Annotated in this window: 22 protein-coding genes and 1 tRNA gene; 6 read left to right on the top strand and 17 right to left on the bottom strand. The window is 60.6% G+C overall.

The window, feature by feature from the left end:
• Positions 1 to 5: 5 nt before the first annotated feature.
• The 4 genes from dop to HMPREF2635_RS00490 are packed head-to-tail and all read right to left on the bottom strand — an operon-like array spanning position 6 to position 5,302.
• Complete coding sequence (gene dop / locus HMPREF2635_RS00505) at positions 6 to 1,550, bottom strand: depupylase/deamidase Dop (protein ID WP_070821079.1); 1,545 nt, start codon at positions 1,548 to 1,550, stop codon at positions 6 to 8.
• 2 nt (positions 1,551 to 1,552) lie between these two features.
• Positions 1,553 to 3,121 carry a proteasome ATPase gene (arc, locus tag HMPREF2635_RS00500; protein WP_046649150.1) on the bottom strand — a complete coding sequence of 523 codons (1,569 nt, stop codon included), beginning with the start codon at positions 3,119 to 3,121 and terminating at the stop codon, positions 1,553 to 1,555.
• 44 nt (positions 3,122 to 3,165) lie between these two features.
• On the bottom strand, positions 3,166 to 4,002 hold the full coding sequence (locus tag HMPREF2635_RS00495) for a tRNA (adenine-N1)-methyltransferase (RefSeq protein WP_070511863.1): 837 nt from the start codon (positions 4,000 to 4,002) through the stop codon (positions 3,166 to 3,168).
• A 37-nt stretch (positions 4,003 to 4,039) separates the two neighbouring features.
• On the bottom strand, positions 4,040 to 5,302 hold the full coding sequence (locus tag HMPREF2635_RS00490; RefSeq protein WP_070821078.1) for a M18 family aminopeptidase: 1,263 nt from the start codon (positions 5,300 to 5,302) through the stop codon (positions 4,040 to 4,042).
• Positions 5,303 to 5,377: 75 nt separating this feature from the next.
• Here HMPREF2635_RS00490 and HMPREF2635_RS00485 point away from each other — a divergent pair, with 75 nt between their 5' ends.
• Positions 5,378 to 6,181 (top strand): RecB family exonuclease, encoded by an 804-nt coding sequence (locus tag HMPREF2635_RS00485; protein WP_070547430.1) that lies wholly within the window; start codon positions 5,378 to 5,380, stop codon positions 6,179 to 6,181.
• A 27-nt stretch (positions 6,182 to 6,208) separates the two neighbouring features.
• On the opposite strand, the gene HMPREF2635_RS00480 is transcribed toward HMPREF2635_RS00485, so the two are convergent.
• The 9 genes from HMPREF2635_RS00480 to HMPREF2635_RS00440 form a co-directional block, all read right to left on the bottom strand.
• Positions 6,209 to 7,876, bottom strand: a complete 1,668-nt coding sequence (locus HMPREF2635_RS00480) for a formate--tetrahydrofolate ligase (RefSeq protein ID WP_070821077.1) — start codon at positions 7,874 to 7,876, stop codon at positions 6,209 to 6,211.
• 62 nt (positions 7,877 to 7,938) lie between these two features.
• Positions 7,939 to 9,246, bottom strand: a complete 1,308-nt coding sequence (locus tag HMPREF2635_RS00475; RefSeq protein WP_070821076.1) for an anaerobic C4-dicarboxylate transporter — start codon at positions 9,244 to 9,246, stop codon at positions 7,939 to 7,941.
• A 305-nt stretch (positions 9,247 to 9,551) separates the two neighbouring features.
• Complete coding sequence (gene aspA, locus HMPREF2635_RS00470) at positions 9,552 to 11,084, bottom strand: aspartate ammonia-lyase (RefSeq protein ID WP_070511847.1); 1,533 nt, start codon at positions 11,082 to 11,084, stop codon at positions 9,552 to 9,554.
• A 91-nt stretch (positions 11,085 to 11,175) separates the two neighbouring features.
• Positions 11,176 to 12,021 carry an ATP phosphoribosyltransferase gene (hisG, locus tag HMPREF2635_RS00465; RefSeq protein ID WP_070511844.1) on the bottom strand — a complete coding sequence of 282 codons (846 nt, stop codon included), beginning with the start codon at positions 12,019 to 12,021 and terminating at the stop codon, positions 11,176 to 11,178.
• A 73-nt stretch (positions 12,022 to 12,094) separates the two neighbouring features.
• Complete coding sequence (locus HMPREF2635_RS00460) at positions 12,095 to 12,358, bottom strand: phosphoribosyl-ATP diphosphatase (RefSeq protein ID WP_046649144.1); 264 nt, start codon at positions 12,356 to 12,358, stop codon at positions 12,095 to 12,097.
• Between the two features lie 104 nt (positions 12,359 to 12,462).
• Positions 12,463 to 13,188 (bottom strand): HAD family hydrolase, encoded by a 726-nt coding sequence (locus HMPREF2635_RS00455; RefSeq protein WP_049157690.1) that lies wholly within the window; start codon positions 13,186 to 13,188, stop codon positions 12,463 to 12,465.
• Positions 13,189 to 13,572 carry a hypothetical protein gene (locus HMPREF2635_RS00450; RefSeq protein WP_049157689.1) on the bottom strand — a complete coding sequence of 128 codons (384 nt, stop codon included), beginning with the start codon at positions 13,570 to 13,572 and terminating at the stop codon, positions 13,189 to 13,191.
• Positions 13,573 to 13,596: 24 nt separating this feature from the next.
• On the bottom strand, positions 13,597 to 14,841 hold the full coding sequence (gene mshC, locus HMPREF2635_RS00445) for a cysteine--1-D-myo-inosityl 2-amino-2-deoxy-alpha-D-glucopyranoside ligase (RefSeq protein WP_049157688.1): 1,245 nt from the start codon (positions 14,839 to 14,841) through the stop codon (positions 13,597 to 13,599).
• A gap of 47 nt (positions 14,842 to 14,888) precedes the next feature.
• Positions 14,889 to 15,740 carry an undecaprenyl-diphosphate phosphatase gene (locus HMPREF2635_RS00440; RefSeq protein WP_210401578.1) on the bottom strand — a complete coding sequence of 284 codons (852 nt, stop codon included), beginning with the start codon at positions 15,738 to 15,740 and terminating at the stop codon, positions 14,889 to 14,891.
• Between the two features lie 75 nt (positions 15,741 to 15,815).
• On the opposite strand from HMPREF2635_RS00440, the gene HMPREF2635_RS00435 reads away from it, so the two are divergent.
• Together HMPREF2635_RS00435 and HMPREF2635_RS00430 are read left to right on the top strand one after the other, a co-directional pair.
• The gene (locus HMPREF2635_RS00435; protein WP_070821074.1) at positions 15,816 to 16,847 is read left to right on the top strand and encodes an NHL repeat-containing protein; all 1,032 of its coding nucleotides are present in this window, start codon (positions 15,816 to 15,818) and stop codon (positions 16,845 to 16,847) included.
• A 50-nt stretch (positions 16,848 to 16,897) separates the two neighbouring features.
• Positions 16,898 to 18,010, top strand: coding sequence for a quinone-dependent dihydroorotate dehydrogenase (locus tag HMPREF2635_RS00430; RefSeq protein WP_070821073.1), 1,113 nt, complete (start codon positions 16,898 to 16,900; stop codon positions 18,008 to 18,010).
• Positions 18,011 to 18,025: 15 nt separating this feature from the next.
• Here HMPREF2635_RS00430 and HMPREF2635_RS00425 read toward each other — a convergent pair whose 3' ends face one another.
• Complete coding sequence (locus HMPREF2635_RS00425; protein WP_046649137.1) at positions 18,026 to 18,421, bottom strand: hypothetical protein; 396 nt, start codon at positions 18,419 to 18,421, stop codon at positions 18,026 to 18,028.
• A gap of 23 nt (positions 18,422 to 18,444) precedes the next feature.
• A complete protein-coding gene (locus HMPREF2635_RS00420; RefSeq protein ID WP_070821072.1) occupies positions 18,445 to 19,008 on the bottom strand; it encodes a YbhB/YbcL family Raf kinase inhibitor-like protein in 564 nt (187 codons plus the stop codon).
• Positions 19,009 to 19,250: 242 nt separating this feature from the next.
• Here HMPREF2635_RS00420 and HMPREF2635_RS00415 point away from each other — a divergent pair.
• Positions 19,251 to 19,336: transfer RNA gene (locus HMPREF2635_RS00415), tRNA-Leu, on the top strand.
• A gap of 118 nt (positions 19,337 to 19,454) precedes the next feature.
• Here the strand turns inward: HMPREF2635_RS00415 and HMPREF2635_RS00410 are convergent.
• Positions 19,455 to 20,147 (bottom strand): DedA family protein, encoded by a 693-nt coding sequence (locus HMPREF2635_RS00410; protein ID WP_246824810.1) that lies wholly within the window; start codon positions 20,145 to 20,147, stop codon positions 19,455 to 19,457.
• Between the two features lie 245 nt (positions 20,148 to 20,392).
• Here HMPREF2635_RS00410 and HMPREF2635_RS00405 point away from each other — a divergent pair, with 245 nt between their 5' ends.
• Positions 20,393 to 21,133: a TVP38/TMEM64 family protein gene (locus HMPREF2635_RS00405; protein ID WP_046649135.1), complete on the top strand. Its 741-nt coding sequence runs from the start codon at positions 20,393 to 20,395 to the stop codon at positions 21,131 to 21,133.
• Between the two features lie 37 nt (positions 21,134 to 21,170).
• A complete protein-coding gene (locus HMPREF2635_RS00400) occupies positions 21,171 to 21,743 on the top strand; it encodes a hypothetical protein (RefSeq protein ID WP_046649134.1) in 573 nt (190 codons plus the stop codon).
• Here the strand turns inward: HMPREF2635_RS00400 and HMPREF2635_RS00395 are convergent.
• Positions 21,740 to 22,588 carry a DUF3097 domain-containing protein gene (locus HMPREF2635_RS00395; protein ID WP_046649133.1) on the bottom strand — a complete coding sequence of 283 codons (849 nt, stop codon included), beginning with the start codon at positions 22,586 to 22,588 and terminating at the stop codon, positions 21,740 to 21,742. The genes HMPREF2635_RS00400 and HMPREF2635_RS00395 overlap by 4 nt on opposite strands.
• Positions 22,589 to 22,607 lie beyond the last annotated feature (19 nt).

Here is a 22,607-nt window from a genome sequence, read left to right as displayed (position 1 = left end):
CTGCGCTAATACAGTGTAGGGTACTCGATTCGCACCCCGAGCTGGCGCAAACTATTAACGAAGTCGGCGGCGCTGTCCGCAGATTCCAGCAGAGCGCCCACCTCGTCCTGCCCGAGCCTTTTTGTGTCGTCGAGTGCCACGCAGGCAGTACCAGAGTTGGCGCCCTCGGCCTCACCGATGCGGAAGGTCAGCGATTGCCAGGACGCCGCCAAGACATCCTCCCCGAACTTCCGAGTGGCATGGCCCCGCAGGTAGGCGCGGGTATCCGCGGGCGGCGTTTCCGCTGCAGCAGCAATCTCTTCCTCGCTGACCAAGGTACGCATCTGCCCCTTGCGCACGAGCGCATGGTAGAGGGACTTTGCCGGATCGATGTCGGTGTACTGCAGATCGATGAGTGCCAGTTTCGGATCATCGGCCGCCACGCCGCGGTCCAGGTAGCCCTTAATCAAGCGGTATTTTGCTACCCAATCCAGCAGGTGGGCGGCCTTGAGCGGGTTGTCGGCCAGAAGCGCGACAACCTCGTCCCAGGCGGTGAGTACCTTTTCATCCGCTGCGGAGGTGGCGGTAACCCTTTCGCGGTAGACGGCGAGGATGTCGAGGGCGGTGAGGCGGCGGCCGTCGCGAAGCACCAGCTGATGAGTCAAGGTAAGGTCGCGGCTCACCCGCTGCACCTCCGCCACCGGCTCTGCTAGGCGCAGATCACTAAAATCCACGCCGCTCTCGATGGCATCGAGTACTAGCGAGGTCATGCCTAGCTTGAGCAGCGTCGAGGTGTGGGACATCGTGGCCTCACCGATGATGACGTGCAGGCGGCCGAAGTCTTCGGCGACCGCGTGCGGCTCGTCGCGGGTGTTGATGATACCGCGGTTAAGGGTGGTTTCTAGGGAGATTTCCTGCTCGATGTAGTCCGCGCGCTGCGAAATTTGGAAACCTGGCTCCTCTCCATCGACGCCCACACCCATGCGGCCGGCACCGGTGACCACTTGGCGGGCAACGAAGAAAGGAATCAGCCCCTGGGCAATATCATCGAAGTCGGTGTCCCGAGAGTACTGGTAATTCTCGTGGCTGCCATACGAAGCACCCTTGCCGTCCACATTGTTCTTGTAAAACTTCAGCGGCGGGCAGGGATCGTGTGTGGCCAACACGGACGTGCCCTGCGCGGTCAGCGATGCTACGGCCTCCCCTGCACGGCGCAGGATGAGGTCACCGGCGGCGTCGTAAAGCATCGCATCCCAGGCATTCGTGCACTCCGGTGAGGAGTATTCGGGGTGGGCGTGGTCGACGTAGAAACGCGCGCCATTGGCGGTCACCACGTTGGCCACACCCAGCGCGTTCGGGTCCACCACCGGCACGGTGTGGTAGCGCTTGAGATCGAAGCCGCGGCTATCGCGCAGCGGGTGCTCTTCCCGAAAATCCCAGCGGGAGCGCGCACCGGTATGCAGGGCGGCATAAGCCACAACTGCATGGGTGGAGGTCACGATCGGTGACAGCGCCGGGTTGGACGGCGTGGAGATTCCATATTCAGTTTCGGTTCCTAGAACACGGCTCATGGCTACACTCCCATCAATTCGACCTGGGTGACATATGCGCCAGCGGAGGTACCAGCGACGATCTTTGCCCACTCTTCCGGGTTGGCGGAGGTGGGGACGTATTCCGATTCAGCCTGTTCCGCGGCTATAGCCTCGTGGAGGTGCGCTGCGGTTATGCCGGCGGACTTCGCCCCATCGGTGGCAGTGGCTGCGTCCAACGCTTCCTTGATCGCCAGCTTCTTGGCACGGGAGACGATGTTGGCGATCATTGCGCCGGACACGAAGTCCCGGTAGTGCAGCACACGCGGATCCGCGTTAGCGAAGTGGAGTTTGACGAACGGCCGCTCGGCGTAGAGATCGTCGACCGCGGTATCGATGAGCTGGGAAAGGTCGCCCTCGTGCGGGACTGATTCCGGAAAATGGCGCGCAAAGATTTCCCGCGCGCCCTGCTTGGTCGGGCGGTTGACGCGAATCTTGATGTCGAGGCGCCCCGGGCGCATGATGGCGGGGTCGATGAGTTCCTCGCGGTTGGTGGCGCCGATGACGATGACGTTGCTGAGCTTCTCCACACCGTCCAGCTCCGTCAGCAGCTGCGGGACGACGGTGGTCTCCATATCGGAGGACACGCCGGAGCCACGCGTGCGGAAGATAGATTCCATCTCATCGAAAAAGATGATGACCGGGCGCTGGCTGCCATCCTCGGTGGGCTCGGAAGCAAGCTCGCGGGCGCGTTCGAAGATGAGGCGAATGCGGCGTTCAGTCTCGCCTACGAATTTATTGAGCAGTTCTGGGCCCTTCACGTTGAGGAAGTAGCTGGGGGCAGTAGCGCCGAGCGACGCCGACAGAGAATGCGCCACCGCCTTGGCGATGAGCGTCTTACCGCACCCAGGCGGACCATAGAGCAGCACGCCCTTCGGCGGCTGGAGATCGTATTGGCGGTAGAGCTCTGGGTGGAGGAAAGGCAGCTCGACGGAATCGCGGATGAGGGAGATCTGCTCGTCCAAACCACCGATGTCCTCGTAGGATACGTCAGGAACCTCCTCCAGCGTGAGCTGCGCTACCTCAGTCTTGTGCACGCGTTCGGTGGCTACACCTGATTTGGGCTCGACCAAGAGGGTATCGCCGGCGCGCACGGTATCCCGCAACGCTGCAGCGAGGAGAACAACCTGCTCTTCACCAGAGGAATTAATGACCACCGCGCGGTCGGTGCCGAGACGCTCCTGTAGCGTCGCCAGCGCGCCGGTATTGACCGGGGCGCAGGCCTCCACGACGACGAAGCCCTCGCCCAAGCGCACCTGCTGCCCTACTTTCAGGGAGCCGGGCTCGAGGTTGGGAGAAATCTTGACCCGCATGGCTCGGCCATTGGTATAAACCTCAGCATCGCGGCGTGAATCATGCGCGCGCCCGGAATAGCCCAGAAAGACACCGTACGTGGAGGCGGGCTCCGCAAGAGCGTCAACCTCCGCGAGCATCTGCTGAAGCTTCGTGCGCGCATCCTTCAACAGGGCAGCAAGCTTGGCATTGCGCTCAGCCAGTTGCTCTATCTGGCGGCGCTGCTGGCCAAGTTCCTGGGAATGAGTGGCATCGTTCATAGAGTCCACCCTAGCGCGCGGTGCGCCACGTTTAACGTGAGGGCTTATTTTCGGGCGCGGCGCTGCGGGCGGGGCGGGGTGACGCCGTCGGCAAGCCGGCGCGTCCAGATCAGAAAAGCGGTGTGGGCGTTCATGCGGTGCTCAGGGCGGGTAGCTAGGCCTTCCACCTTCCATTCACGCACGAGGGACTCCCAGGCACGCGGCTCCGTAAAGCATTTGAGTTCGCGGATTCCCTCCATCACCTTCATCAGCTGCGGCACGGTGGCCACATAAGTCATGAAGACGCCGCCCGGGATGAGGATATCGCGCACCTTCTCGAGGTGCTCCCAGGGGTCGAGCATGTCCAGGATGACGCGGTCCACCGGGCCACCCAGATCCTCGACGGTGACATCGGCCAAGTCCCCCAGACGCGGGCTCCACCATTCGGGCTGCTTACCGAAGTATTCGGTGACGTTGTCCACGGCGTATTCCAGGTGATCATCGCGGACCTCATAGGAGAAAACGTGGCCTTCGGGCCCTACGGCGCGCAACAGCGTCATCGAGAGAGCGCCGGAACCGGCGCCGGCCTCGAGCACGCGTGCGCCCATGAAGATATCGCCTTCGACCAGAATCTGCGCGGAGTCTTTGGGATAAATCACCGCGGCACCTCGCGGCATCGACAGGACATGGTCCACCATGAGGTGGCGGAACAAGAGGAAGGAGCTGCCTAGTGTCGAGTCGATGACGGAGCCCTCATCCATGCCGACGACATCATCGTGGTTGATGATTCCCTTGTGCGAATGGAACTGGCCTCCCTCCTCGAGGACGATGGTGTAGTGACGCCGCTTGGCATCGGTGAGCTGCACGCGGTCGCCGTAGCGGAAGGGGCCAGAATAAGCCATGGCGTGGGAACCTTTCACATAGTTTGGGTGGCTAGGATTAACCCACCAAGTATGCCTCAAGGGCGTTACCAAGCCATAGTTGGTCGCGCTCGCCTACCAGCTCGCGGATCGAGTGCATCGAGAGCATCGGCACTCCCACGTCGACGGTGGGAATACCCAAGCGGGTGGCGGAAATCGGCCCGATAGTGGAGCCGCAGGGCACGTCGTTATTGCCTACGAAGCGCTGGTAGGGCACCTCGGCGCGGCGGCAGGCAGATTCCCACAGGGCCACGGTGTTGGCGTCGGAAGCGTAGCGCTGGTTGCCGTTGATCTTGGTCACCGGCCCCTGGCCGATGATCGGGTGGTGGGTGGGATCGTGCTTTTCCGCGTAGTTCGGGTGCACGGAGTGGGCGGCATCGGCCGACACACAGCTGGAGCGCGCGAACATTTGGAAGCGCTGCTCCTCATTGGCGCCAAGCGCCCGAGCGGTGCGGGTAAGGATATCCCCCAGAATCGGCCCACCCGCGCCATAGCGCGAAGAGGAGCCAACTTCTTCATGGTCGAAGGCCGCCATGACGAGGATGTCCTTGTGCTCAATCGAGTCGGCGTTGCGGGCAGCGGCGAGAAGGGCACGCAGGGAGGCGTGGACGGAAGAGAGGTTATCCATGCGTCCAGCAGCGATGAGCTTTTCGCCGGCGCCAAAGACTTCACCGCGCTGGGCATCGGCGGTAATGAGGTTGAAGGAAGCGATGTCTTCTGGGGCAACGCCGAGTTGCTTGCCGACGACCCCCATCACCGACGTCTCCGGTGTACCTACGGAGAGCACCGGCTGCATGTGGCGCTGGCGATCCGGCTTGAACTCATCCTTGCGGTAGAGGTGGATAGCCAGCGAAGGCAAGCGCAGCAAAGGCCCGGTATTGACCAAGTGGCGTGTGCCATCCTTCGTGATGACCTGGCCGCCCACGGTGAGCTCGCGGTCGAACCAGCTGTGGAGAAGGACTCCGCCATAAACCTCGACGGCGACCTGCTGCCAACCGGCAGAATCGAAGTCCGGGGTCGGTTTGAGAGCCAGCCCGGGCGAATCCGTGTGGGAACCGATAATCCGGAAGCCGGAGTCCGGGCTCGCGCCCTCGGGGACAAACCATGCCATGACCGCACCACCCCGGACCATGACGTGGCCGCCCGGTTCGGCTGACCACTCGGCGGACTCATCCTGGCGGCTAAAACCCGCCTCAACGAGTCTGCGCGCTACCTCCTCAGCCGCGTGGTAGGAGGACGGGCTGGCGGCGATGAAATCGAGAAAATCTTGCGTAGTGCTCATGCTTCCAGCTTGCCACGGACTGCCGGGTGATGCCGGAAGGACTGTGGGTGCCTATGCGCTAGGCTGAGAAACATTATGCCGAAACGACTAGCCCTCTCCCCTTCCCGCGCCTCCGATTACAAGCAATGCCCGCTGCTCTATCGCTTCCGGGCCATCGACAAGCTCCCCGAGCCCAAGACGAAGGCACAGGTCAAGGGAACGCTGGTCCACGCCGTCCTGGAAAAGATGCACCAGCTACCCCGCGAGGAGCGGGAGTACCCGGTGGCGGTGAAGATGATTAAGCCCGTATGGGCAGTGATGCTTGAATCCGATCCCGAGCTACGCGATTTGGTTCCCGAGGGCGAAGAACTCGACTTCTTCGTCGAAGCACGTCAGCTCATCAAGGGCTATTTCCAGATGGAAAACCCCCAGGGCTTCGACGCCCACGAGTGCGAGATGTACGTCGATACCGTGCTGCCCAACGGTGTGCCGGTGCGCGGGTTCATTGACCGCGTAGACGTTGCTCCCACTGGCGAGGTGCGCGTGGTGGACTATAAGACCGGAAAGAAGCCGCTCCCCCGTTATTCCCAGGACGCGCAGTTCCAGATGAATTTCTACGCATTGGTCTACTGGCGGCTGCTTGGCACGATCCCCACGCAGTTGCGGCTGATGTACCTCAAGGTACTGGACTCTATGTTCCTCACGCCGGGACCGGAGGAACTGGAATACTTCGAGCGCGACCTAGGCGAGCTCTGGGCCAAAATCGAAGGCGATGGCAAGGCCGGAGACTTTAGGCCGAAGACTTCAAAGCTGTGCGGTTGGTGCTCGTTCCAAGACCTCTGCCCGGCTTTTGGTGGAACGCCACCCGAGTATCCCGGGTGGCCCGACCAGACGGCGTAAACTGCGCTGAGTAGACCGTACGGCGGCTTAGAACAAGCCGGAGATCGATCCGTCAGCGGCAACGTCGATGTTGTTTGCCGCGGGCTTCTTCGGCAGGCCCGGCATGGTCATGACGTCACCGGTTAGGGCAACGATGAAACCAGCGCCGGTGCGCGGCTGCAGCTCGCGGACGTGGAGGACGTGGCCTTCCGGAGCGCCGAGCTGGCTGGGATCATCGGAGAAGGAGTACTGGGTCTTAGAGATAACGACGGGGAACTTCTCCCAGCCGTTGTCCTTGATGTACTTGAGATCCTTGAGCGCCTTGGAGGAATACTCGACGCGTTCTGCGCGGTAAATTTCCGTGGCGATGGTCTCGATGGATGCCTCGATACCATCGGCGGGATCGTAAAGCTGGTGAGAGGAGCCTTCGGAGAGGCTGTCCAAAAGGCGCTCAGCTAGCGCTGTGGCGCCGGCGCCTCCCTTGGCCCACACCTCTGCTTCCTCGAGCGCGACGTCAAAGTCTGCCGCCCACTGGCGCATGAACTCGCGCTCGGCATCGGTATCGCTGCCGAAGAGGTTGAGGGCCACCACTGGGGTCAGACCAAACTTGCGGAGGTTCTCCACGTGGCGCTCGAGGTTGACCACGCCCTTCTTCAACGCTTCCAGGTTTTCCGTAGTCAGTTCCTCACGTGGCTGGCCACCGTTGTACTTCTGGGAACGGATAGTCGCCACGACGACGGCGCCGGCGACATCGAGGTTACCGAAGCGGGACTTGACGTCGAGGAATTTTTCACCGCCGAGATCCGCGCCGAACCCTGCCTCCGTAAGAACGATATCGCCGAAGCGCATCGCGGTTTGGGTAGCGAGGAGCGTGTTGCAGCCGTGAGCGATGTTGGCAAATGGTCCGCCGTGGACGAAGGCCGGGGTTCCGCCGAGAGTTTGCACCAAGTTGGGGTTGAGTGCATCGCGCATCAGTGCCGTCAGCGCGCCTTCTGCCCCCAACTCGCGCGCAGTGACCGGCTTCTGGTCATAGGTGTAGCCCACGGTGATGTCGCCAAGGCGCTTCTTCAGGTCTGCCAAGTCAGTGGCGAGTCCCAGGATGGCCATGATTTCGGATGCCGCGGTAATGGTGAAACCGGTCTCCCCCGGTACACCGTGGGCCGGGCCGCCAAGACCGGTGACGACATTGCGCAGCGCGCGGTCGTTGACGTCGATACAGCGCTGCCAGGTGATGCGACGCGGATCGATGTTGAGAGCGTTGCCTTGGTGGATGTGGTTATCGATGATGGCGGCCAAGGTATTGGTCGCCGCAGAGATGGCGTGGAAGTCACCCGTGAAGTGGAGGTTGATGTCCTCCATGGGAACAACCTGGGAGTAGCCGCCTCCCGCGGCACCTCCCTTAATGCCCATGACGGGGCCCTGGGAGGGCTCGCGCAGTGCCACGATAGCCTTCTTCCCCAGCTGGGTGAGGGCATCGGTCAAACCGATAAGGACAGTGGATTTGCCCTCACCTGCTGGAGTCGGCGAGACACCAGTAACGAGGACGAGTTTGCCGTTGGCGGGTGTATCCCCAACTTGGGTGATATCTACTTTGGCTTTGTTCTGCCCATAAGGGATAAGGGCGGGCGCTGGGATACCGGCGCGGGCGGCAATATCAGTGATGGGTTCGAGCTGGTGGGCTTGAGCGATCTCAACATCAGAAGGTTGCTTAGTCATGCCCACCAGCTTAGCGCGCTAAAGAAGTGTCTTGAGCAAAATCAAATAATTTTTTGATAATGCTAGAGAACGACTGCGCCGATGGCGTAGCACAGGAGGACCGACAAGGCGATGCTCACAGTGCCAGGAATGATGAACGGGTGGTTGAAGACAGCCTTTCCGATGCGGGTCGAGCCAGTGTCATCCATTTCAACGGCCGCCAACAGGGTCGGGTACGTCGGCAGAATGAACAGAGCGGATACCGCGGGGAAGGCAGCGACTGCGGTCAGCGGGTTGACGCCAAGGGCCAGGGCCGCAGGCATGAGAGCCTTGGTGGTGGCTGCCTGGGAGTACAACAGCGCCGCAGCAAAGAAGAGCACGATGGCCAGCAACCATGGGGCGGACTCGATGATGGACCCGGAGATAGCCTGGATGTCCTCCATGTAGTGGTTAATCAGCGTGGTGCCCAACCAGGCCACACCAAGCACACAGATACAGGCAGACATGCCAGACTTGAACACTGGGGTGTTGAGAACATCGCCAGCGGAGATTTTGGTGATCATGACGATGAGGGTTGCAGCGGTGAGCATCACCGTCATGATGGCTTCGTTACGGGGCAGAGTCGGCTCTTCAATGAGTCCTACCTGGGAGGAGGTCAGGGTGGCCCACAGCATAACGATGACGATGGCAACCAGGAAGATGATCACGGAGGTCTTGGCGCCCTGCACCGGGCTGTAGTTGTGGGAGCCCTGTGGCACCTTCACCAGGCCTTGGGCCTTGCGCTCTTGGTAAACGGGATCATCTTCAAGCTCAGCACCTGCTCGGTTGGCTATCCAGGCGGCAGGGAAAATGGAGAGGAACGTCGCAGGAATGAGCACGGCGAGGATCTGCAAATAGCCCACGCCCATGGGCTCCAACAGGGAGGCGAGCAAGACTACGGCCGCAGAGATGGGTGAGGCGCAGATGGCCATCTGCGAGGCAACAACCGCGATGGACAACGGGCGTGAGGGGCGGACCTTGCCTTCCTTGGCTACCTCGACGATAACCGGGAGCGTGGAAAAAGCGGTGTGTCCAGTGCCTGCCAGAACGGTCATCAGCCACGTGACGACCGGGGCGTAGAACGTGATCCTCTTCGGGTTTTTACGAAGGAATTTCTCTGCCAGGTAGACCAGATAGTCCATGCCGCCAGCGCGCTGCATGGCAGCGATGGCCGCGATAACGGTCATGATGATGCCGATGACATCGAAGGGGATATCTTCGCGGGTGACGGGGACGCCGGTGAGGCCTAAAAGTAGAACGCCCAAGCCGCCGGCCATACCAATGCCGATTGAACCGATTCGGGCACCGAGATAGATCGCCGCAAGGACGATGAGGATGTGCACTACAACCATTGTGTAACTCCAATATGTGCAGTTGAACTGCAGTATGGGTGGTAATTCGCGCGGCGGTCAGAACACGACCATGGCGCGAGAACTGACAGTTTTTATTCTTCCCTATTAGTGTGGCTTTAGCGAGTATTCAGGCCCGATTGTGTCCGTTTCCACAAAAGTGCGCACCGACGGCTCGGTCTCGAGAGAGGGCGTGATACCTGGTGTGGTTGAAAACGGGCACACGCCCGCGCGGCCATCATTGAGGCAGCGCGGGCGTGTGTCGTACAGCATGAGCGATTCGCTCTCGCTAGTGCTGGGACGACGATTTATTCGTCGATGTACAGCTGGCCGCGGAACTCCGGGTGCATGAGGTTTTCCACGGACAGAACCTTGTTGAGGGTTTCTTCGTCGAGCAGGCCCTTCTCCAGAACCAGTTCCTTGACTCCCTTGCCGGTCTTCAGGGACTCCTTGGCAATGAGGTCACCGTTGTGGTGGCCGATGAACGGGTTCAGGTAGGTGACGATACCGATGGAGTTCTCCACATAAGCACGGCAGACGTCAGCGTTGGCAGTGATGCCCACGACACACTTCTCACGCAGGGTGTCGACGGCGTTGCCCATGATGCGGATGGACTGGAACAGTGCCTCACCGATGACCGGCTCCATAACGTTGAGCTGCAGCTGGCCTGCCTCAGCGGCCATGGTAACGACGTGGTCATTACCAAAGATCTTGAAGCAGACCTGGTTAACAACCTCCGGGATAACCGGGTTGACCTTACCCGGCATGATGGAGGAACCAGCCTGACGCGGCGGCAGATTAATTTCTGCCAGGCCAGCACGCGGACCAGAGGACAGCAGGCGCAGGTCGTTACAGATCTTGGCCAGCTTCATTGCTGCACGCTTGATGGTGGAGTGCAGCAGTACGTAAGCGCCACAGTCAGAGGTTGCCTCAATGAGATCGCGGGCGGTCTTAATCTCCAGACCAGTGACCTCGGACAGTGCGGCGGTGACCTGGTGGCGGTAGCCGGCCGGGGTATTCACGCCGGTACCGATAGCGGTTGCGCCGAGGTTGATCTCCAGCAGACGCTTCTGGGCGTCACGCAGGATGGCCTGCTCTTCCGCCAGGTTGTGCGCGAAGGCCTTGAATTCATCGCCAAGGGTCATCGGAACGGCATCCTGCAGCTGGGTGCGGCCCATCTTTAGGATGTCAACGAACTCATTGCCCTTGGCGTGGAATGCTGCCTGCAGGGTATCGATGCGCTCGATGAGGTCTTCCATGGCGTAGTAGATGCCCAAGCGGAAGCCGGTGGGGTATGCGTCGTTGGTCGACTGGGACATGTTGACATCATCGTTCGGGTTGATGATGTCGTAGGCACCCTTTTCCTCACCGAGGTGCTCGAGCGCCAAGTTGGCCACAACCTCGTTGGTGTTCATGTTGAGCGAGGTGCCAGCGCCACCCTGGAAGACATCCAGCGGGAACTGGTCCATGCAGCGGCCCTCTTCGAGGATCTGGTCACAAGCCCAGATGATTGCCTCTGCCTTCTTCTTAGGAAGGACGTGCAGACGGCGGTTAGCCATCGCGGTGGCCTTCTTGACCTGCACCATACCGCGGATGAAATCCGGGATGGTGTTGATGGTCACGTAGGAAATCTGGAAGTTCTCGATAGCGCGCAGCGTATGAACGCCGTAGTACGCATCGCTCGGAACCTCCATGGAGCCGAGAAGATCAGTCTCAGTACGCGTCTTTTTGCTGGACGGGGACTTCGGAGCCTTGTTGGTGGCTTTTTCCTCGACCTGGGACTTCACGTCCTTGGTCTCCTTGGCCTCCGGCTGAGCATCCTTCTTAGTTGTCTTTGCCATCGGGGCTGACTCCTTGCATAAAAATCGAAGAACGATGATGGTCAGCCCCCATCGTAGCTAGGAGCGCGAATAAAATGCTTGGATTCTCCCCCTAAAAGCGGGCAATTCGCAGATCTGAGGCCAAGATTGCCTCGGCGCCGAGCCCTTCCAGCGCGTCCATCACCTGATTAGCCTGCTTGCGGGGCACCATGACGCGCACGGCCACCCACCCTTCGCGTGCCAATGGAGAGATGGTGGGACCAGTCAAGCCGGGGGTCACAGCTTCGACGTCTGGGAGCTTCTCTTCCGCCACGTTGTAATCGAGCATGACATAGTGGCGGGCGTTGAGGATTCCGCGAATGCGGCTGAGCACAACGTTCTCTTCGGCCGTGACGTCTTCGCCCTCGCGCTTGATCACGACCGCCTCGGAAGAAACGATGGGCTCGCCAAAGGGCTTAAGCCCTTGCTGACGCAGGGTAGTTCCCGTTGAGACAACATCTGCGATCACGTCTGCGACACCGAGGTGAATCGAAATCTCTACCGCTCCGTCGAGGCGAATGACGTCAGCCTCAATTCCATTCGCGCTGAGGTGATTGCGCACAACGTTGGGGTAAGAGGTAGCGATGCGCTTGCCCTGCAGCTTCGGAACATCCCACTGCTCCCCCGCTGGTGCTGCATAGCGGAACGTCGAGGCGCCAAAACCAAGATCCAAGACTTCGTTGAATTTCGCGCGCGAATCGAGAGCCAAGTCGCGGCCAGTAATCCCGAGATCTAGGACACCCTGCGCGACATAAATGGCGATATCTTTCGGACGCAGGAAAAAGAATTCGACGCCGTTGTCCTCATCCACTACGTTCAACGATTTATTGTGACCACGGCCCTTATATCCTGCTTCCTTGAAGATCTCCAGAGCGGCCTCAGACAGAGAGCCTTTGTTAGGGACGGCGATTTTGATCATGAGTGTGCGGTGCTTTCTACGGTGATTGCGCTGGTTATTGAAACTGCTGGAAGCCCTCGTACTGGGCGGCCGATTAGAGGTAGGTGTAAATATCCTCGAGCTTCAGGCCACGCTTGTGGGCCATGACTTGGAGCCAGTACAGCAGCTGCGACATCTCCTCGGCGAGCTCTTCATCGGACTGATATTCTGCGGCAATCCACACTTCGCCAGCCTCTTCGATGATTTTCTTGCCCAGGTGGTGGATCCCTTTGTCAAAAGCTTCCACGGTGCCGGAGCCTTCAGGGCGCTCGGCGATTTTCTGGGACAATTCCTCAAACAGGCTCTCAAAATTCTTCACAATGGCTTATTCTTCCACACTGCTGCATAAAATGCTTCCTCCCTAGCCGAAATCCCGACGGAAGGAGTCAACCGCTCCACCGCCCCGCAGCGAATCCGCGGCGGCTAGAGTGCGCGTAGGCGGTTGTACCAGTCGTGCACGTCGGAAGCTGAAGCGCCGTCGAGATGGCGGTGCTGGGTTCCGCGCAACTCAGTGATGACGGTCGCCTCCTCCGGTACTGCAACGTGGTCGCCCTCAGGCAACGCGATAACGGTGCAGCCGGCGTCGACAGCCGCGCGCATGCCGGCTGCAGAATCTTCAAAGACCAGGCAATCCTGCGGTAAGGCGCCTACCCGGCGGGCAGCTTCGGCATACATGTCCGGAGCGGGCTTGCCCCGCGGGACTTCGTCACCGCAAATCGTGTCCACGAAGTAGTGTCGGCCTAAAGACGCGATCGCGGAGTCCGCCACGTAACGTTCGGTATTCGTGGTCACCATCATGGGCACACCCAACTCCTTGAGCTCACCAAGCAGCTCCGGAATACCCGGGAAAATCTCGAGGTGTTCGGCGAAAAGGGACTTGACATAGTCGAACATGAGCCGGCGGTACTTTTCGGTATCTCCCGGCTGAAGCACGACGCCCGCCTTATCGGCGCAGATGGCTAAGGTGTCCTCGAACGTGGCACCTACCGTGGCTAACCGCTCCGTCGGCGTTAGCCGGCGTCCCAGCGTTTCGGAGAGGTGGAAGGTGGCTTGCTCCCAAAGGGGCTCGGAATTAGTAAGGGTGCCATCCATATCCCAGAAGATCGCTGCGGGACGGGTAGCACCTGCAGCCTGCTCGCTATCAGTCAATTAAAAATCCAGTTCCGGTAGCTGTCCCAAGGCATCGTCATCCGCGCCGGTGGCCGCCGAGGCAGAGTGGATAAGCTCCGTGAGCTCCTCCTTTTCCTCCGGCTCCAGCACTGCGTCAGCATTCTTTCGGTTGAAGGCGGCGAGTTTCTCCACGGAGGGGCGCACCGCTGCACTCAACAGCCCACCTTCTGGATCATCGGGCAGCTTATCCAGATCATCGAGGAAGGACTCGAGGATGTTGCGAAGATCCGGGAGCACCGTTGCATCGAACGGTGCCTCCCAGAACTCCTTTTCCTCTTCCTTGAGATAATCCCCGGTGGCAAAGGACTCGAGGTTGGACATGAACTCATCTACGGTGGGCTGGAATTCGGCGCGAATCGTCATGAGCTAAATCATGCCTGAAGTTGTCTAGAGGCGCACGCCCAGCAGAGAATTAAGTGCAGTGCGCAGCAAGCCGGACGCCTCCTCATCCGAAGCACCAGCCTGCAGTGCCTTATCTGCCCATTGATCGATGACCTCAAGGGCACGTGGCGTATCGAGGTCGTCGGCCAAGGCACGACGTACGTGGTGCACGACCGCCTTGACTTCCTCCACGTTGCCTGCCGTGCGGGAAGCCGCCCGCCAGCGCTCCAGCCGCTCCTGCGCGGTGTTCAAGACCGCATCGGACCAGTCACGGTCGGCTCGATAGTGGCCGGCGAAGACACCGAGACGGATGGCCGAAGGGTCGACGCCCGCCTCGACGAGCTTGTGGACGAACACCAGGTTGCCCAATGACTTCGACATCTTGGTGCCGTCCAAACCGATCATGCCGGTATGCACATAGGACTGGGCCATCCGCTCCACACCCAACGCCGCTTCCGCATGGGCCGCGGAGAATTCGTGGTGCGGGAACTTCAGATCCGATCCGCCGCCCTGGATATCAAAGCTGGACCCGAGCCGGTTGGTCGCGATGGCGGAACACTCGATGTGCCAGCCCGGACGCCCCGGGCCAAACGGAGATTCCCAGGCGGGCTCGCCCTCGCGGTGGGCGCGCCAAATGAGCGCATCCAAAGGATCCCGCTTGCCGGGACGGTCCGGGTCACCGCCGCGCTCGGCAAAGAAGGTCTCCATCTGCTCGCGGGAATAATTCGACTCGTAGCCGAAGTTCTTCGTGGCCTCAATGGAAGCGTAGATATCCGGGAACTCAGGATCGTCGACAACGTAGGCTGCATCGGCGTCGAGAAGCGCCTGCACCATGACCGTAATCTCGTCGATGGCCTCCATCGCTCCGACGAAGTGCTGAGGCGGAAACACGGAGAGCAGCTCCATGTCCGAGCGGAAAAGATTGATCTGCGAGGTGCCCAGTTCGCGCCAATCCACACCGTCGCGCTCAGCGCGCTCGAAGAGCGGATCATCCACGTCGGTGATGTTCTGGGCGTAATTCACGGTGTAGCCGTTATCCAGCAATTGGCGGTAAATCAGATCAAAGGTGAGATAGGTCGCTGCATGGCCCAGGTGAGTGGAATCATAAGGGGTAATGCCACAGACATACATCGTGGCGGTCTCCCCCTTGATGTTGAGCTTCTTTACCTCTTCATCAGCGGAATCATAGAGGTGAAGCGGCGACGGGGCGCCAGGGACGGAATCGATGTGCGGGACAGGCCAAGATTGCATGGGCACCATCCTAACGTGTGACCCCACCGCCGCGGACGCATGGCCGGTTAGGGGGCAAGAACCCCGAGGCCCAGCAACAGCATGACGAGAAGCCCGACAGGAATGCGGTAGGCCGCAAACCATTCGAAGGAGTGGCTGCCCACGAACTTCAGCAGCCACGCAATAGACGCATAGCCGACGACGAACGCGATGAGCGTGCCGACGAGCAGCTGGGCGCCGGTGGCAGACTGCCCCACGGTGGGGCCGAAGGCGTCGCCAAGCGAAAACAGCCCCGAAGCCATGACTGCAGGAATGGCCAAGAGGAAGCTAAAGCGCGTCGCCACCTCGCGATCCAAGCCCAAAAAGAGGCCGCCCGAAATCGTTCCTCCCGAGCGCGAGACACCTGGGATAAGTGCCAAGCACTGGCACAGGCCCATGACGATGGCATCGCGCATCGTCAGTTCCTCGAAGCTGCGTTCCTTCTTTCCTACCCTCTCGGCGATGATGAAAACGAAAGAGAAGAGCACGAGCATGGAGGCGGTAATCCACAGGTTGCGCAGGTTATCCCTAATCAGGTCCTTGCCCAGCACACCCAGGATGCCGATGGGAATAGAGCCAACGATGACCATCCATCCCATGCGGTAATCCTGGCCACGCTGGTCCTTGCGCACGAGACCTATGAACCAGCTTTTGAGGATCTGCCAAATCATTCCCGCGAAGTACACGATCACTGCCAACTCGGTGCCGAGCTGGATAACCGCAGTGAAGGAGGCGCCTGCGTCTTGGCCCCAAAACAGGGTGGACACGATGCGCAGGTGTCCGGAAGAGCTCACGGGCAGAAATTCGGTGAGGCCTTGGACGAGGGAGAGGATGATGACCTGCATCCATGTCATGGCTTCAGTTGTCGCTGTTGTAGTCACCCGCGACAGCCTACTAGCGCGGTCCATGGCTTCCGGTTTCCACCACGCTGACTGCTAGGATGAGGGATCGTGAAAATGCGTCGTGTTCTGCTTTCTTCTGCCCTTCTCACCAGCGCCTGCGCTCTTGCCGCCTGCAATCCCACGGTGGGTGTTGGCGCAGATCCCAATTCCGCGGTCTATGGCAAGGCCGAACCCGCCTCCTCCCCGGCGGCCACCAAGCCGGTGGGCAACGTCGTCCCCTTCGCTGCCGTGTCGGATCTCGCCGCAGTCGGTGACGTCCTTGCAGTTCGCACCGATGAGTCACTCGCCGTAGGCACCGCCGATGACTTCACCGAGGAGAAGGCCACCACAGTATCCGTCGATGCGAAATGTGGCGACCTGACTGCCTCCGACCAGCACTTCCTTCTCGCCTGTGGGGATAAGGTACTGCTCTTTGATCCCCAGAAGCCGGATTCCCCCCAGGAGTTGGCAGTGGATGAGGAGACGCCGGTGACGGTGGCCGCAGAGGCCTCCAGCGGCGAGGTTTTTGTGGGCTCTCGGGAGTCCACGACTATCGGGGTCTACGTGGACGGCGAACGTAGCAGCGATATCACGGTGGAAGCAGGCTCGGATCAGCTCATCTCCGTGCCTAATCCGGATGGCGCCGACGGCATCGTCCGCATCTTCAGGGAGGACTCCACTATTCAGTCGTTGGACTGGGAGAAGGATCGCGCGGGTGGACGCCTTCGCTCTGGCCAGGGCGTGGGACAGATCGCGGGCGGTGAGGGCGCCGTGGTCGTAGCTTCAGACACCGTGGGCAAACGCGTGGCCATTTACACCGCCAGCGACGTCATCCGCCTGCATCAGTACGGAAACACCGACGGCACGCCGTGGGGCGTGGCCTGGGACGCTGAACGTTCCTTAGCTTGGGTGACTACCACTGACAACAACCTGTTGCACGCCTTCACCGTCGCTGCGGGTGTTCCGGAGTCCGTCGGCAGCATGGCCACGGTGGCGGACGCTCAGAACGTTGCCGTGCTTGGCGACGGCACCCTCGTCACCGCCTCAGCTAGCGGTGACGGCCTCCAGTTCATCAGCGATCCGCAACTCGACGAGACACCCCGCTAAATTTCACCATCCCGCCCCTTTTCATTTTCACTTCTTTTTAAGGACACCGCATGCAGTACTCAGCTCTCGACCGTGCCCGCCACGCGGCCTACCAGGCCGCGTTAAAGGGAATGTTCAAACTCAGCCCGGAACGCATCCATGGCATCATCAATAGCGGTCTCGCCGCGCTCCAGGTCGCCTCGCCGCTTAACCGTGCGCTGGGCAAGGTCATACCGGTCACTGATCCGGTCCTGGCACAAGAGGTCTTTGGCGTGCGCTTCCCGCGCCCGCTGGGGCTGGCCGCAGGTTTTGATAAGAATGCGGCGGCTGCCGACGTCTGGTCCCCCATCGGCTTCGGATACGCCGAGCTCGGCACCATCACCCCGAAGGCGCAGCCGGGCAATCCAGCTCCCCGACTTTTCCGGCTCAAGGCTGACAAGGCCATCTTGAACCGCATGGGCTTTAACAACGAGGGCGCGCTGGCAGCTGCCCGAAATCTACGCAAGCGCCGCTATAACGATGTCGTGGGCATCAACATCGGCAAGAACAAAGTCACTGAAGCTGAGCATGCGGTGGATGACTACCGCCAATGCGCGTCAGTGTTAGGGGATCTGGCCGATTATGTCGTGGTCAACGTCTCCTCCCCTAATACCCCGGGCCTACGCGACCTGCAGGCGGTGGAATCCCTGCGCCCCATTATGGAGGCCGTGGTGGAATCGACGTCCTCGCCGGTCTTGGTGAAGATTGCACCGGACCTCAGCGATGAAGATATTGATGCCGTAGCTGATATGGCCGTAGAGGTTGGACTAGCAGGCATTGTGGCCACAAATACCACCATCTCACGCGAGGGGTTGGTAACCCCGGCTGAGGAGGTCGCGGCGATGGGAGCCGGCGGCGTGTCCGGCCCTCCGGTGGCTGCGCGCTCGGTGGAGGTCCTGCAGCGCCTCCACTCCCGCGTGGGCGATAAGTTGGGTCTGGTCTCGGCCGGTGGTATCTCCACCCCGGAGCAGGCGTGGGAGCGTATCACTGCAGGAGCCTCGCTGCTGCAGGGCTACACCGGCCTGATCTACGGCGGCCCGGATTGGATCCGCGACATCCACCGTGGCATTGCCCAGCAGATTCACGCTCACGGCTTGAGCAACATCTCGGAGGCTGTAGGTTCCGGCCTGGGATGGGCGGACTAGCCCGCCATCGCGGTTCTAGCGCAAGGTGCGGCGGATAATGACCGCACACAACCCTGCTGCGACGGCGTACAGGAAGACCACGTACTGGCCCATCGTGGTGAGAACCGTATTGGGAAGCGCCCGGCTGGCGATGATGAGGACGAGCGCCAGGACCAGGGCGATGATCTGCTCGCGGCTGCCCCGCTGATCGCGGCGTTGGGTGCTGAATGCGCCGACGAGAAGCGCCGCACCCACAATGGCCAGGCGGCGCCATGTCCATTCGAAGGTGGCTCCCCAGCCGTCGGTAAATATGGATACGAGCCCGAATAGCGCGAGCACGGCGGCCAGCAGCATGAAGGCGCCGCCCACGCGCAGGGCGGCGGGGATATCTACTCCGTCAGTGGTGGGGTTGGTCTCCGGATTCTTACTCATTGTGATGAGTGTAATTGGCCACTTTAGTGGGCTTCGTACCAACCCCAGGTAACCGCACGGCCAAGCGTGTGGAAGAAGAGGTTGAAACCGAGGACCGTCGGGGTGGCGTCTGGATCAATATCCAACGTCTCTACGTCAACGGCGTGTACGGCGAACAAGTAGCGGTGCGGGGCATGCCCGGCTGGCGGCTGGGGTCCGTAGTAGACGCGTTGGCCGCTATCGCCTCGCAGGCTGATGACACCCTCGTGGCCGAGGTCTTCAGCAGAGCCGGCACCAGTAGGTAGCTCGCGGACATCGGCAGGAATGTTGAAAGCCGCCCAGTGCCAGAAACCTGAGCCCGTTGGTGCGTCAGGATCAAAGCAGGTGACGGCGAAGGACTTAGTTCCCTCCGGTACGTCGGACCACGACAGCTGCGGGGACACATTCTCAGGCGCGCGGAAACGCTCCGCGATCTCTGAGCCTTCCTCGATGTCAGAGGACGTCACGGTGAAGCTGGGGACATCTCCCAACGGTGCGTAAGGGTCCGGGCCCGGGAAACGAGAGTCAGTGGCGTAGTTCACGGTGGTATCTGAAGTGTTGCTAGTCATAGATCCCTTTGTACCGGAAAGCTATATTCAGCGCGCCGATTTAGGGTGCAGACGCCATATACAGGGCTTGCGGGTGCACCGTCCGGCACGCGCAAGCGCTAACGAACAACGTACTTTCACCGGTGTGTTTTCAACCCTTAAAAGTAGCGTGAAAACATGGCGTGTAGTGCTGATTTGTGAAGTGGCACCGGTTCGGGATACAGTATTCGAGTGCCCAGCCGAGAGGCTGAACAAACACCCTAGCCCGGGTGGCGGAATGGCAGACGCGCTAGCTTGAGGTGCTAGTGTCCTATTAACGGACGTGGGGGTTCAAGTCCCCCCTCGGGCACAACCGAAACCCCGTGTCTCGCACCATCGGAAAAGATGATGTGAGACACGGGGTTCCTGCTTTCGTTGGTCCGGCCGGCGGCCGCGGGCGCCCCGACTCGGAGGCCCCGCACAATCCCCTATCCCGCTGTAGTAATAGTGGGTTCCCGCTCTTCGACCACCGTGGCTTTCTTCTTCGACGTGACGTAGCTGTGTACTGCCTTGATCGCAATGGGAGCTACTGACAGCGCAATAATGAGCAGCATGATCTTCTCAATCGAGTTGGCGATGCCCGGAATATTGCCCAGAAAGACGCCGACGAGGTTCATAGAAAGCACCCAAGCCACTGCCCCGCTGACATTCCAGCCAATGAACTTCTTATAGCGCATCCCGGCCGTCCCGGCAGCCACCGGGATGAAGGTACGTACGATCGGAACGAACCGTCCCAGCACCAAAGCAAGAGGGCCGTGCTTGCGGAAAAAATTCTCCGCGGTGTTAAGGTACTCCAACTTGAGGAGCCGTGCATCCTGCTGAAACAAGCCGCGCCCGAAGCGGTGGCCAATCCAATAGCCCACTTGATCACCTGCAATAGCAGCCACGATACCCACGGTGATAAGCAGCCACAGTGAGACATGAAGATCGTGGCGCAGAATCGCGGCGGTCACCAAAAGGGAGTCTCCCGGAAGAAACGGAAAGAGCACGCCTGATTCGATGAATACAACGAGCGCAATTCCGCCAATCACCCACGGCCCGAACGCTTCGAGTAAGGTGGCCGCGTCCATATAGGACGTGAGGTTATGAAGAAAGTCCAAGATCCACTCCAAAAAGATCATCGGTGTCAGGACAGACACGAAAAGAAAGCAGTGCGGATGCGCACCGCTCTTCAGTATCCTCCGCGAAGTCCATATCGTATGCACTGGATTGGGGCTTGCCAGCAAGTTGGGGCGAAACTGCCAGCCCCTCCCTAGACGGCGTTGATATCTGCTTTTATTTCCTCCCCGCTAGAGCTGGGCGCGAGTATTCTTCATGCAGCCTGAATGAGGGATCAGCAGCCTTGTAGCGCTAGGCTTGAAGCCCTATGAAAACTGGTTGGGTGCGCAGCGTCGGTGACTTCTTCGTGTCACTGGGACGATCGGCATGGCAGAGCTTTCGTCGCTGGAGCTGGAAGCGGTGGGCAGCAGTAATCGTTGCCGGCGCGGCGTTGATTGTAGGTGCCGTGCTTGTCGACGTCCCCTCGCTCGCCGTGCTGCGCTCGTGGTCGGAGCACCTTGGGCCTTGGTTCGTTGTGGCCTTTACAGGGGCCTATGTTTTCTTTACGCAGTTTCCCATCCCGCGAACTGTATGGACGCTCGCCGCTGGCCTGCTTTTCGGTCCGTGGCTGGGGTTGGCCATCTCTCTCGTGGCGCTGACCATCTCCGCTACCGTTTCCTTGCTCATTGTGCGCAGCTTGCTCGGTGAGTGGATTCGTCCGCACCTCACGCACCCAGCGGTGTACGCAATCAACGCTCGACTCGACCGGCGCGGCTGGCTGGCTGTAGCGTCACTGCGGATGGTGGCGGGAGTTCCTTTTTCCTTACTCAACTATGTCGCCGCGCTGACTCCCATTTCGGTCATGCACTTCTCCGTAGCCACGCTCATCGGCTCTATCCCCACGACCGCCATCGGCGTCTTCTTCGGGGATGCGCTCACCGGCTCCACGAGCCCCTACACCATTGTCGCCTTCCTGTTAGCGGCCGCGCTCGGGGCCGCGGGGCTCATTCTTGACACGCGTTTGCCTCTTGCCCCCGGAACGCGCGGCTCGGTCAAGCGCAAGGGGTAGACTGGGCCTTGTTTCTCTCTGGAAGGAGTCCCGCACTGTGCTAGCAGTCCACGCCCGTTACCGCGGCCGCTCGGTACGCCGAGCTGATTTGGTTCAACGCTCCGCCGCTGCCTTGTCCACCCTGGAAGGCATTGGTGAATTCGAGGTTCTCGGTGTCGAGGATATCTGCGCCGTGGCCTATTCTTCTTCCGCAGTCTGCGATGTTGTGATGGCGCTGCTCGCGGACGGTGATTGGGCCATCGGCATCGGAGTTATCCCCGGCCAAGGGGCCGGTGACGCCGAAACTCGGGCGGTGGCTACCGCCGCGGTCAAAGGCTCCGCTCGTGCGGGGCACGTCTACGCCAAGGTGGATCGTCGCGGGCGGGCACAGCAAGCGCAGGATATTGCGGCGGCCTTCGCCCTTTTAGGCTTTGTCTTGAACAAGCGCACGATGGAGGGCCGCGAGGCCACCTCGCTGGTACGCGGCGGGCTGAACCAAAATGAGGCCGCTGAAGAACTGGGCATATCCAAACAGGCGATGTCCCAACGCCTGCAAGCTGCGGGCTGGGCGGCAGAGACCGCCGGCTGCCAGCTGGCGGTCAACCTCATCGACCGAGCAAATGCGGATTAGAGTAAATCCTCTTTGCTCAGCTCCGGTGTGGTGACGAAGTCCACGAGCCGCTCTACCGCACCGATCAGCGTGGAATCCAGATCCCGGAATGACGTCACGGCGTTGTAGACGCGGCTCCAGCCTTCCTTAGGGTCAGACCATCCAACACGGCGGCAGATGCCAGTCTTCCAGTCCTCTCCAAAGGGCACGTCCGGCCAGGCTCGCAGCCCGAGGCGCTCAGGTTTGACTGCTGCCCAGATATCAATGAAGGGATGCCCGGTAACGAGCACGTGCTCGCCGACCGTCTGCGTCAACCGCGTCTCCTTCGATCCTTCGACAAGGTGATCCGCCAAAACCCCTACGCGGCGTGCAGGGCCCGGCTGAAATTCGGCGAGACGTTCCTCGAGGTTGTCCAGACCTTCGAGGTATTCGACGACCACACCTTCCACGCGCAGGTCGTGGCCCCACACCTTTTCCACGATGGCGGCATCGTGGATGCCCTCGACCCAAATGCGTGATGGCGCGGCTACCTTCGCTTCCACATTTTCCACGCGGCGTGATCCTGAATTGGACTTGCGGGGTGCTTGCTTTTCGACGTAGCGGGTCAGCGTAACCGGCTGTCCCTCCAATAAAAATCCACCTTTGACGAGTTTGAAGACACGTGCGTTTCCGTGCCGATCCTCGAGCCGCACTACTGGGCCCCACACGGTCTTGTCAACGCCTAAGACCGCTCCCACAAAATCATCACCGCGAACCTCGACCACCATGCCTGGTTCTGCGGGTACCTCGGGGTACTCCGTCTTCTTGTTGCGTGCATGTCCGGCAAAAATATCGCCGCCATAGGGGTCCCGGGAATTCAAGCTCATAGCGGTCTACCCTATCGTC

This window comes from Corynebacterium sp. HMSC035E02 (assembly GCF_001836065.1).
Taxonomy (GTDB): domain Bacteria; phylum Actinomycetota; class Actinomycetes; order Mycobacteriales; family Mycobacteriaceae; genus Corynebacterium; species Corynebacterium hiratae.
Note: the sequence above shows the minus strand (reverse complement) of the source record. Positions and strands in the feature narration are given on the sequence as shown.